The organism is Stenotrophomonas sp. AG209 (genome assembly GCF_003550055.1).
GTDB lineage: Bacteria > Pseudomonadota > Gammaproteobacteria > Xanthomonadales > Xanthomonadaceae > Stenotrophomonas.
The window spans coordinates 130,656-142,381 of the sequence record NZ_QXDB01000001.1 but is presented as its reverse complement, the minus strand read 5'-3'; the positions used below and the strand labels follow the sequence as shown (position 1 = coordinate 142,381).

7 protein-coding genes are annotated in these 11,726 nt (G+C 64.9%); 4 read left to right on the top strand and 3 right to left on the bottom strand.

Translation table 11 applies throughout. From position 1 onward, the window contains the following. Window positions 1–53: 53 nt before the first annotated feature. The 4 genes from betA (at window position 54) to DFO63_RS00620 (ending at window position 6,603) form a co-directional block, all read left to right on the top strand. Complete coding sequence (gene betA, locus DFO63_RS00635) at window positions 54–1,736, top strand: choline dehydrogenase (RefSeq protein WP_119006204.1); 1,683 nt, start codon at window positions 54–56, stop codon at window positions 1,734–1,736. 221 nt (window positions 1,737–1,957) lie between these two features. Continuing rightward, window positions 1,958–3,634 (top strand): long-chain fatty acid--CoA ligase, encoded by a 1,677-nt coding sequence (locus DFO63_RS00630; protein WP_119006203.1) that lies wholly within the window; start codon window positions 1,958–1,960, stop codon window positions 3,632–3,634. 161 nt (window positions 3,635–3,795) lie between these two features. After that, window positions 3,796–4,668 carry a crotonase/enoyl-CoA hydratase family protein gene (locus DFO63_RS00625; RefSeq protein WP_014037072.1) on the top strand — a complete coding sequence of 291 codons (873 nt, stop codon included), beginning with the start codon at window positions 3,796–3,798 and terminating at the stop codon, window positions 4,666–4,668. Between the two features lie 180 nt (window positions 4,669–4,848). Beyond that, on the top strand, window positions 4,849–6,603 hold the full coding sequence (locus DFO63_RS00620; protein ID WP_119006202.1) for a hypothetical protein: 1,755 nt from the start codon (window positions 4,849–4,851) through the stop codon (window positions 6,601–6,603). Here the strand turns inward: DFO63_RS00620 and DFO63_RS00615 are convergent. The 3 genes from DFO63_RS00615 to lysS form a co-directional block, all read right to left on the bottom strand. Continuing rightward, the gene (locus tag DFO63_RS00615) at window positions 6,600–8,774 is read right to left on the bottom strand and encodes a response regulator (protein ID WP_119006201.1); all 2,175 of its coding nucleotides are present in this window, start codon (window positions 8,772–8,774) and stop codon (window positions 6,600–6,602) included. The genes DFO63_RS00620 and DFO63_RS00615 overlap by 4 nt on opposite strands. Beyond that, window positions 8,771–9,916: a two-component system response regulator gene (locus DFO63_RS00610; RefSeq protein ID WP_014037069.1), complete on the bottom strand. Its 1,146-nt coding sequence runs from the start codon at window positions 9,914–9,916 to the stop codon at window positions 8,771–8,773. The genes DFO63_RS00615 and DFO63_RS00610 overlap by 4 nt, the downstream gene beginning before the upstream one ends. 205 nt (window positions 9,917–10,121) lie before the next feature. Next, window positions 10,122–11,633 (bottom strand): lysine--tRNA ligase, encoded by a 1,512-nt coding sequence (lysS, locus tag DFO63_RS00605; RefSeq protein WP_049443463.1) that lies wholly within the window; start codon window positions 11,631–11,633, stop codon window positions 10,122–10,124. Between the last annotated feature and the right edge of the window lie 93 nt (window positions 11,634–11,726).

Sequence of the window (11,726 nt, the reverse complement as noted above, 5' to 3'; positions counted from 1 at the left end):
ACATCCCGCCGGGACGCCTGCATGCAGCGCGCCCCGGCCTGCAGGAGACACCCATGAGCACCCATAACGAGTACGACTACATCATCATCGGCGCCGGTTCGGCCGGCAACGTGCTGGCCACCCGCCTCACCGAAGATGCCGATGTCAGCGTGCTGCTGCTGGAAGCCGGTGGCCCGGACTACCGGCTCGACTTCCGTACCCAGATGCCGGCGGCACTGGCCTTCCCGCTGCAGGGCAAGCGCTACAACTGGGCGTACAAGACCGATCCCGAGCCCTTCATGAACAACCGCCGCATGGACTGCGGCCGCGGCAAGGGCCTGGGCGGCTCGTCGCTGATCAACGGCATGTGCTACATCCGCGGCAACGCGATGGACTATGACAACTGGGCCAGCATGCCGGGCCTGGAAGACTGGACCTACCTGGATTGCCTGCCGTACTTCCGTAAGGCCGAAACCCGCGACATCGGCCCCAATGACTACCACGGTGGCGACGGCCCGCTGCGCGTGACCACGCCGAAGGCCGGCAACAACGAGCTGTTCGCTGCAATGGTCGAAGCCGGCGTGCAGGCCGGCTACCCGCGCACCGACGACCTCAACGGCTACCAGCAGGAAGGTTTCGGCCCGATGGACCGCACGGTGACCCCGAAGGGCCGTCGTTCCAGCACCGCTCGCGGCTACCTGGACCTGGCCAAGCCGCGCCCGAACCTGACCATCGTCACCCACGCGCTGACCGACCGCATCCTGTTCTCGGGCAAGCGCGCGGTGGGCGTGCAATGGCTGCACAACGACCAGCCGCAGCGCGCCACCGCCCGCCGCGAAGTGCTGCTGTGCGGCGGCGCCATCGCCTCGCCGCAGATCCTGCAGCGCTCGGGCGTGGGCCCGGCCGACCTGCTGCGCAGCCTGGACATCGACCTGGTGCACCATCTGCCGGGCGTCGGCGCCAACCTGCAGGATCACCTCGAAATGTACCTGCAGTACGAGTGCAAGAAGCCGGTGTCGCTGGCGCCGGCACTGAAGCTGTACAACCAGCCGGCGATCGGTGCCGAGTGGCTGTTCCTGGGCACCGGCATCGGCGCCAGCAACCAGTTCGAGGCCGGTGGCTTCATCCGCAGCGACGCCGAGTTCGACTGGCCGAACCTGCAGTACCACTTCCTGCCGGTAGCGATCAATTACAACGGCTCCAACCCGATCAAGGCGCACAGCTTCCAGATGCACGTCGGTTCGATGCGCTCGCCCAGCCGCGGCCGCATCCATGTGCGTTCGAAGGACCCGCGCGAACATCCGAGCATCCTGTTCAACTACATGTCGCACGACCAGGACTGGCGCGAGTTCCGTGCGGCGATCCGCATCACCCGCGAGATCTTCGCGCAGCCGGCACTGGCCCCGTACAGCGGCCGCGAGATCTCGCCGGGCAGCGCGCTGCAGACCGATGCGCAGATCGATGCGTTCGTCCGTGAGCACGCTGAGACCGCCTACCACCCGTCGTGCTCGAACAAGATGGGCCACGCCGATGACCCGATGGCCGTGGTCGACGGCCAGGGCCGCGTGCACGGGCTGGAAGGCCTGCGCATCGTCGATGCCTCGATCATGCCGCAGGTGGTGACCGGCAACCTCAACGCGCCGACCATCATGATGGCCGAGAAGCTGGCCGACGTGATCCGCGGTCGCACCCCGCTGGCCCGCAGCACCGCGGCGTACTACAAGGCCAACGGCGCACCGGTGCGCAAGCAGGGCTGACGCAGGCGGCCTGCTTGGCGCCACGGTAGTGCCGGCCGCTGGCCGGCATCGCCCGACATCGCGGTTGCTGCAGATGCCGGCCAGCGGCCGGCACTACCAGGCAAAGAGGCCCTTCGGGGCCTCTTCGCGTTTTCCCTACGGCGGGGTATGCTGCAATGACCGGCCATTGTCGATACGCTCAGGGCCGGAACCTAATACATCACGATTCCTGGAGGGGGAATATGAGTCTGGATCGTCCCTGGCTGCAGAGCTATCCGAAAGGCGTTCCCGCCGAGATCGACGTCAACGAGTTCCATTCGGTAGCTTCGGTCTTCGACGCTTCCGTCGCGAAATTCCGCGACCGTCCCGCCTACTCCAGCTTCGGCAAGGTGCTCACCTATGGCGAGACCGACGCGCTGGTCGAACAGTTCGCGGCCTACCTGCTCGGTGAGCTCAAGCTCAAGAAGGGTGACCGCGTCGCCCTGATGATGCCCAACTGCCTGCAGTACCCGGTGGCCACCTTCGGCGTGCTGCGCGCCGGCCTGACCGTGGTCAACGTCAACCCGCTGTACACCGCCCGCGAGCTCAAGCACCAGCTGGTCGATGCCGGCGTGACCGCGCTGGTGGTGGTCGACAACTTCGGCGACACCGTCGAACAGGTCATCGCCGATACGCCGGTCAAGCATGTGATCACCACCGGCCTGGGCGACCTGCTCGGCGCCAAGGGCGTGATCGTCAACTTCGTGCTGAAGTACATCAAGAAGATGGTGCCCAACTACCATCTCAAGGGCGCGGTGCGCTTCCGCCAGGCGCTCAAGCTCGGCAGCCGCCACAGCCTGCCCAAGGTCGAGATCGACCACGACGACATTGCGTTCCTGCAGTACACCGGCGGCACCACCGGCGTGGCCAAGGGCGCGATGCTGACCAACCGCAACCTGATCGCCAACATGCAGCAGGCCTCGGCCTGGATCAGTGCGTCGGGCATCGAGATGGGCAAGGAGTGGATCATCACCGCCCTGCCGCTGTACCACATCTTCGCGCTGACGGCGAACGGGCTGGTCTTCATGAAGTTCGGTGGCTGCAACCACCTGATCACCAACCCGCGCGACATGAAGGGCTTCGTCAAGGAGCTCAAGTCGGTGCGCTTCACCGCCATCACCGGCGTCAACACGCTGTTCAACGGCCTGCTCAACACCCCCGGTTTCGACACGGTCGACTTCTCGTCGCTGAAGGTCACCCTGGGCGGCGGCATGGCCGTGCAGCGCGCCGTGGCCGAGCGCTGGAAGAAGGTCACCGGCGTGACCCTGGTCGAGGCCTACGGCCTGACCGAAACCTCGCCGGCAGCCTGCATCAACCCGCTCACCCTGACCGAGTACAACGGCTCGATCGGACTGCCGATCCCCTCCACCGATGCCTGCATCAAGGACGACAACAGCGCCATCCTGCCGCTGGGCGAGGTCGGCGAACTCTGCATCAAGGGCCCGCAGGTGATGAAGGGCTATTGGCAGCGCCCGGAGGAAACCGCCAAGACCATCGACACCGACGGCTGGCTGCACACCGGCGACATGGCGAAGATGGACGAACAGGGCTTCTTCTACATCGTCGACCGCAAGAAGGACATGATCCTGGTGTCCGGCTTCAACGTGTACCCGAATGAAGTCGAGGACGTGATCGCGATGATGCCGGGCGTGCTGGAAGTGGCCGCGGTCGGCGTGCCGGACGAGAAGTCCGGTGAGGTGGTCAAGGTGGTCATCGTGAAGAAGGACCCGAACCTGACCGCCGAAATGGTCAAGGAGCACGCCCGGGCCAACCTGACCGGCTACAAGCACCCCAAAATCGTTGAATTCCGAAAGGAACTGCCGAAGACCAATGTCGGCAAGATCCTCCGTCGCGAACTCCGCGATACGCCCGCCCAGTAAGGGTTTTCGGCAATCTGGACAGTGCAGGGCCCGGGGCGGAAACGTCCCGGGCCCTTTCGCATGCGACGCCCCTGAGGCGGTGTAGCATCGCCGCGTGTGTGGACCGTTCGGCCCGCCGGCCACCCACCTGACACTGCGGGCCGCATGCCGAGGACCCTTCCATGAGTACCATCGAAAAGCTGCCCTCAAGCGGCTCGCCTTTTGCCACCATCCGTACCGAAGACAGTGCCGACGGCGCTGCCCACTGGCTGTTCATGCATGCCGATGCCGCCACCGGCATCCGTCCCTGCTGCCGCAAGGACATGCTCGACGAGATGTGGAGCTACATGGCCGCCATCACCCGCAGCCCTGCCGAGCGCCACAGCGGCACCCTGCGGCATTTCGTGCTGGCCTCGGACGCCGTCGCCTACAACCTGGGCGGTGACCTGGACCTGTTCACCCGCCTGATCCGCGAGGGCAACCGCGACCTCCTGCTGAACTACGCCCAGCGCTGCGTGGAGGGCGTGCACCACCTGCATACCGGGTTCGGCGGCGATGTCCGTTCGATCGCCCTGATCCAGGGCGACGCCCTCGGCGGCGGCCTGGAAATGGCGCTGGCCTGCCACACCATCGTCGCCGAAGAAGGCAGCGGCCTCGGCCTACCGGAGGTGCTGTTTGGCCTGTTCCCGGGCATGGGCGCCTATTCCTTCCTGTGCCGCCGGGTATCGCCGCACCTGGCCGAGAAGATCATCCTCGATGGCCGGGTCTACAGCGCCGAGGAAATGCATGCGATGGGCGTGGTCGACGTGCTGGTGAAGAAGGGCGAAGGTCGGGCGGCGGTCGAGGAACTGATCCGCCAGCAGCAGCGCACCCCACAGTCCTACCTGGCAATGAACGCCGCACGCAGCATTGCCCAGCCTGTCAGCTATGACGAACTGCTGGAGATCACCAAGGTATGGGTCGATTCCGCCCTGGCCCTCGGCGACCGCTCGCTGCGAACCATGGATCGCCTGATCAAGGCCCAGACCCGTCGCGCCAGCCTCGACGCGGCCTGATTCATCCCTCCCCCAGGATGGGTTCAAGCCCGGTTGGCCACCGGGCTTTTTTTAGGGGTGCAACACCTTCAGCTGGACCGGCCGGCAGTAGAACGAACCTCGGACCTATCCAGCACCCAAGATGAACACCGATAATCCCGCTGATGGCAATGGAGCCGTCGAGGCTGCAAGAAGGGATCAATGTTCAGTTGCTTGTTCGGTTCTGGAATCCAGTGGATTCATCTCAGAAGTGATGCCCCTCGCCTCTTCGGCTTCCCGGAGTTTCTCTCTGGATTGGCGTTGCTCCTTCTGGTCTGGACCATATTCGACGTGAGGTATCGATTCCGCGTCGCAACCGCGAGAATTCACGTCGAGAAGTTCGCGATGATTGCGATGATCTCGGTGGGCTGCCTTACGCTCCTCACCGACTGGTGGCGCGCCACGTCCCGACCGGTCATCGCCGGATCATTGCTCACTCCGGAGACCTGGCAGGCCGCTCTTGCCGCCGTGTTCTTCGCCACATTGATCGCCTGGACAATCGCGGCGTTCTCATCATCGAATCGATTCAGTGCCGCCAACGCAAACCGCTTTTCTGAGGCCGCCCAGAAGATCATCGATCGCGGAAGGCCAGATGACATTTCAGTACTGGTCGAGGAACTAGGTCGCTCCATGGGAGAGATCGCTCGCCACCTGCATGCACCGGAAACAGCGCCCAGCAACGAACGATCCGCGCACGCATGCGCAGAGCGAATCACCAATCGATTCAAGGATCGGAACGTCTGTCGCACCATCGTAGTTGAGTGCCCAACCGCCATTCCCGCATTCTTCAGGGAAATCCCATCCACTTATCGGCCACATCCCGCCGCTATCCGTTTTGCAGAGAATCTGGTTGCTGAAGCAATCAGACTCGATGGGTCGTTCCTCTACAACGAGGACTACTTCCCCGCAGATGACATCGCTGATGAGGCGCTCCCTCACCCGGCAACTGCCGCACTCGTCTGCAACCGCGCGCTACTCGACAACTCCTTATATCTGCTGGCCCCACGCGAGGGATCTGCAGTCAGACTGAGCCTCCCCCAGTGGCACGCCTATCTCGGCCTGGTATCCCTGGCGCACGCAGCATGGATGGAAAATCCGTCGCCGGAACCTCCCGACGCACTGCATTGGGCACGCTTCTTCATTGAACGCCAGACTTCCGACCTTGCACAGATCAGGGAGCCCGTAACGTTCCGGAGCGAGTCCTACAAAAGTGTCGAAAAGGAACTGCAGTTCATTGGCAGATTGATCGCCCAGCTTCCGGAGACGCCGCCTCCATCGACAGGACGATGGGAGCCGGCAATCGGCTATATCGAAGCCATGGCGTTCTCACTGATCGAGTCAGCCGCAGAGATGAAGGCCCCGCAGGCTTCGACCACAAAAATTCAGTTCTCGCTCATCTGGGAACACCTGTTCTCGCACTCCATTCGTGCGTCGGCAGCAGGAAGGCAGTTCCAGGAGCGCATCGCCGCACGCATGCTCGCAAAGATCCGCGAATGCCCGAGCCTGGATGCTGTCCACCTGCTCAGCTTCTGCATCAACGCTCTGGGCCTTTCGGCAACCACCGCCGAATCACGCTATGGAGAGCCCTGGCGCGCCTTCCACATGGATCTCCTGGCGTGGATGAAGACCCACCTCGGGCCCTTGCTGGAACGCTATCCACGCATGTCCGAGGACTTCGTTGAAGGCATCGAGTACGACGCCCCAAACCACACCTTGATCCGCTGGTACGTAAAGAGGGGCCAGCGCCAGCCGCACCCGCAAACCCTCCTGCTGACGCACCGGGAATCGATACGTCAGCCGTCCGACTCCGATCAGAAGCCAAGGGGCGCATCAAACTCCCTCGCCTGGATACTGCGCGCAGCGGAATCAGCGGCACAGCGGATTCTCGAACTCGCGCGACGAACCAACAATCCCTAACGCGCCTCACCATCATCAGCAGCACCGCGCAGGCGGCGTTCGGCCCGTGCCTCCAGCGCACGCCGGCCTTCCTTGATCGCGTCCTGCAGGATGTCCAGGCGCGGACGCCATTCGGTCTTGAGCTGCCAGTCGGCCATCCGCATCAGCTCGCCGGCGCGGTTGGACGCGCGCATCAGGCCAAGGTTGCTGGCCACGCCCTTGATCGCGTGGGACTGTTCGCGGAACACATCCCACTGCGTGGCCTCGCCGGCCTGCTCGGCCTTGCCCATGCAGCTCGCCACATCCTCCAGGCACTGGCGGATGAACTCACGTTCGAAGCCCTCGCCCATCCCCAACGAAGCCAGCTCGTCCAGCACGCTGCTGTCGAGCACCCCATCCTGCAGCGCCATCGGTCGAACCACCGGCGCGGCCATGGTCTTCAACTGGGCGTTGTTGGCGATCTCGGCCAGGGTATCGAGCAGGCGTACCGCCACCACGGGCTTGGCCAGGAAGGCATGCGCACCGGCCTGGGTACAGCGCTGGATCGCCTCGGGCGTGACATCGGCGCTGAGCACCAGCACCGGTGTGCGCGGACCGCCACCGGCCTGCATGACCCGCAGCTCCTTGAGCATGTCCAGCCCGCTCATGCCTGGCATGTGCAGATCAACGATGACCGCGTCGAACTCGCTGTCGGCCAGCGCATCCAGCACCGCCTCACCGCCGTCCACGCACAGCACGCGGTGCCCGGCCTTCTGCAGCAGGCGCTGCAGGACCATGCGGTTGGCCTCATGGTCGTCGGCCACCAGGATCTGCATGCTGCGCACGCGGGCGCGATGGCGCAGGAACGGATCGGCAAAGGCGATCACGTTGCCGCCCGGCCCGACGTCTTCGTCGCCGGTCAAGCTCGGCACCGCACCCGGCACCAGCGGCTGCGGCGGCGCGAACGGCAGCTCGACCCAGAAGTGGCTGCCGCGCGGCGGGTTTTCCAGATAGCCGATGTCACCGTCCATGGCTTCGACCAGGCCCTTGGCGATGGTCGTGCCCAGGCCGGTGCCCTCGTGGCGGCGCGCCATGCTGACGTCAGCCTGCTCGAAGGCATCGAACAGCCGCGCGCGCATGGCCGGCGCCACGCCGATGCCGGTATCGAGGATGTCGAAGCGCAACCGCACCGCGCCATTGGTATCCGCCTGGACGACGCCGACACGGATCTCGACCCGGCCGTGGTCGGTGAATTTGACTGCATTGCCGGCCAGATTCAACAGGATCTGCCGCAGATGCCCGACATCGCCGCGCACCCGTGGCGGCACACCGTCGGCGACCTTCACCCGGTAGTCCAGTCGCTTGGCCTTGGCCTGCGGCAGCAGGATCAGCCCGATCGCCTGGATCACATCGGTCACGGCGAAGTCTTCGGCCACCACGCGCAGCTTGCCGGCTTCGATGGCCGAGATGTCCAGCACTTCCTCCACCAGCGCCAGCAGGCTGCGCGATGATGCCTGGATGGTGTTGAGGCACTCGCGCTGCTCGTCGTCCAGGCGCGTGGTCGCCAGCACTTCGGTCATGCCGTTGAGACCGTTCAACGGGGTGCGGAACTCATGGCTCATGTTGGCCAGGAAACGACTCTTGGCCTCGCTGGCGCGGCGCGCCTCGGCCATCGCCTCGGTCAACTGCCGCAGCAGCGTCGAGAAGTACAGCGGCACCGCGGCCAGGCCGAGCCATAGGCCGATGGCCAGGCGGAAATTCTGCTGCCAGTACGGAGTCAGCAGCACGGTGCAACCGAAGCTCACCATCGCCATGGCCACCGCCACGTACAGATAGTGGTTGCCAAAGCGCATGCCGTTGCCGACCGTCACCCACATCACCACGATGTAGACCCAAGACAGCGGCTCGCCCATCTGCACCATGCCGGCAGCGATCAGGCCGTAGTCGGCCAGCATGCCCAGCACGCGGCGTGGATCGGAACGCGCGGGCCGCCACAGCAGCCAACCGAACAGCAGCAGCGACAGGCTCAGGCCGGTCAGCACGATCGCCAGCACGCCCACGTACTGCGTGTGCGGCAGATCGTGGCGTGGCGCAGGCAACAGCACGTAGGCCAGGATCAGGCTGATCAGGACAATGCGGACGATCTGCTGGCCGTGCTCACTGTCCTGGCGCTGGGACAGGCGCAGCCGCAGCTGCGACAACAGCCGTTTCACGCGCCCAGCCCCGGGCGCGCGGACGCCATCGAATGCTCGGCGCAGATCTGGTCCAGCTGCTCGCGGCCGCGCAGCAGCGCGTCCACGCATCGGGGGTCGAACAGGCGGCCACGCTGGGCGTAGAGATAAGCCAGGGTGGCTTCCATGGTCCATGCTTCCTTGTACGGACGGGGTGATATCAAGGCGTCGAAGACATCGGCGACGGCCACGATGCGCGCTTCCAGCGGAATCGCGTCGCCGACCAGCCCATCGGGATAGCCACTGCCGTCGTAGCGCTCATGATGACGCAGTGCGATCAACGCGCCAACCTGGATGAAGCGATTCTGGCTACCACTCAGCAGTTCATGGCCAATGCGCGGGTGCCGGCGCATGATCGCCAGCTCCTCCTCGTTGAGCTTGCCCTGCTTGAGCAGCACCGCATCGGGGATGGCGATCTTGCCCATGTCGTGCAGCGGCGCGGCCATCTCAATCAGCCGCACTTCCTCTTCGGGCAGCCCGAGCTGGTCGGCGATCAGGCCGGCCACGCGTGCCATGCGTTCCAGGTAGGCGCTGGTACCGGCATCACGGAACTCGATCGCACGCGCCAGCCGCGACAGCGTCTCGCGCTCCCGCTCCTCGACTTCGTGCATGCTGGCCAGCAGGCGCTGTTCCAGCGACAACGCCCGCTGCTTCACGTTCTCGGTCTGCTGGCGCAACTGCAACAGGTTGTAGCAGCGCGCACGCAGTTCGCGCGGGCGGATAGGCTTGACCAGGAAGTCGATGACACCCGCTTCCAGCGCGGCCTGCCGGATCGGCTCGTCGCCGACCACGGTGATCAGGATCACCGGAATGTCGCGGTGCTTCGGCAGGCGACGGAAACGACGGGCGAATTCCAGCCCGTCCATCTCCGGCATGCGGTAATCGAGCAGCAGCAGGTCGACCGGATGCGCCTCGCACCACGCCAATGCGGTCAGCGGATCGCCGAAGTCATACACGCTCAGTTCCGGCGCGATGTCCTCGATGACGTGACGCAGCATCGTCCGGGCGGAAGTCTGGTCGTCAACAATGACGATGTTCAACGCGTACTCTGCCTGGTTTTTCGACCATGCTGGATCATCAGCAGGCGAGGATACTCTGCCGCTGCGAACGCTCGCACCCTGCATCGGCCTGACTCCCGTGTCATGCGTCCCGGTTCATGATCGTCATCACATTGTGAAGCGGGCTCTCCACACTGTGCACTCCCCTTGCCGCCGATCAAGCCACAACAGGCGTCAAGGTAGTGCAATAACGATACGCCGAGTGCGGGAGGCGTCAATCGCGCCGTCCCGTTTCGGGACGGCGCGCACAATCAGGAGTCAAAAAGACGACTTACTGCTCCGGACGCATGTACGGGAACAGCAGCACGTCGCGGATCGAACTGCTGCCGGTCAGCAGCATCACCAGGCGATCGACGCCGATGCCAAGGCCGCCGGTCGGGGCCATGCCGTACTCCAGCGCACGGATGTAGTCGGCGTCGTAGTGCATGGCCTCGTCGTCGCCACCCTCCTTCGCGGCCACCTGCGCCTGGAAGCGCTGGGCCTGGTCTTCCGGGTCATTCAGCTCGGAGAAGCCATTGGCCAGCTCCTTGCCGTTGACGAACAGCTCGAAGCGGTCGGTGTAGCCCGGATCGTTGTCGTTGGCACGGGCCAGCGGCGAGACCTCCACCGGGTGATCGGTGATGAAGGTCGGCTGGATCAGGGTGTGCTCGACGGTGGCCTCGAAGATCTCCAGCAGCAGCTTGCCCCAGCCGTAAGACGGCTTGACGCGGATCTTCAAGCGCTCGCAATGGCGCAGCAGCGCGTCACGGTCGGTGCAGTCGGCGGCGGAGATTTCCGGGTTGTGGTGGCGGACCGCCTCGTCCATGCGCCAGCGGCGGAACGCCGGGCCCAGGTCGATCTTCGCGCCATCCCACTCCACCTCGGTGCCACCGTTGACCGTCGTGGCCACGTCACGGATCACGCCTTCGGTCAGGTCCATGATCTCGTTGTACGTGGCATAGGCCTCGTACAGTTCCATCATGGTGAATTCCGGGTTGTGGCGGGTGCTGACGCCTTCATTGCGGAAGTTGCGGTTGATCTCGTACACGCGCTCCAGGCCACCCACGGTCAGGCGCTTGAGGTACAGCTCCGGCGCCACGCGCAGGTACAGGTCCAGGTCCAGCGCATTGTGGTGGGTGGTGAACGGCTTGGCCGCCGCGCCGCCGGGGATGTAATGCATCATCGGCGTCTCGACTTCCAGGAAGTCGCGGTTGTCCAGCCACGCGCGCATGGCGCGGATGATCTTCGAGCGCTTGATGAACACCGCGCGCGACTCCGGGGTCACGATCAGGTCGACGTAACGCTGGCGGTAACGCTGCTCGACGTCGGCCAGGCCGTGCCACTTGTCCGGCAGCGGGCGCAGCGACTTGGTCAGCAGGCGGATCGATTCGGCCTTGACCGACAGCTCGCCGGTCTTGGTACGGGTCAGGCCGCCTTCGACGGCGATGATGTCGCCCACGTCCCAGCCCTTGAAGGCGGTGTAGGCATCGCCCAGCACCGCGCCCTGCAGGAACAGCTGGATGCGGCCGGACTCGTCCTGGATCTGCGCGAAGCTGGCCTTGCCCATGATGCGCTTGGCCATCAGGCGGCCCGCCATCTTCACCTGGCGGCCGTTGCCTTCCAGAGCCTCGGCGGTCCACTGTCCGGCATCGGCGAATTCTTCCTGCAGGCGGCCGGCGAAGTCCTCGCGACGGAAGTCGTTCGGGTACGCGATGCCCTGCCCACGCAGCGCTTTGAGTTTCTCACGGCGCTCGGCGATCAACTTGTTTTCGTCGACGGGGGGGGTATCGGTAGCTTCGCTCATGGATCTGCGGGAATCGTGTAGTGAGGGGGGATGCTGCGCCCGGCACAGCCGGTTGCCCAGCATACCAAAACCGCCCTGCCCCGGCCCCGGCCC

Coding starts and splice junctions, on each gene's coding strand:
- betA (WP_119006204.1), top strand. CDS start 54: ATGAGCACCCATAACGAGTACGACTACATCATCATCGGCGCCGGTTCG.
- DFO63_RS00630 (WP_119006203.1), top strand. CDS start 1,958: ATGAGTCTGGATCGTCCCTGGCTGCAGAGCTATCCGAAAGGCGTTCCC.
- DFO63_RS00625 (WP_014037072.1), top strand. CDS start 3,796: ATGAGTACCATCGAAAAGCTGCCCTCAAGCGGCTCGCCTTTTGCCACC.
- DFO63_RS00620 (WP_119006202.1), top strand. CDS start 4,849: ATGTTCAGTTGCTTGTTCGGTTCTGGAATCCAGTGGATTCATCTCAGA.
- DFO63_RS00610 (WP_014037069.1), bottom strand. CDS start 9,916: ATGCAGGGTGCGAGCGTTCGCAGCGGCAGAGTATCCTCGCCTGCTGAT.
- lysS (WP_049443463.1), bottom strand. CDS start 11,633: ATGAGCGAAGCTACCGATACCCCCCCCGTCGACGAAAACAAGTTGATC.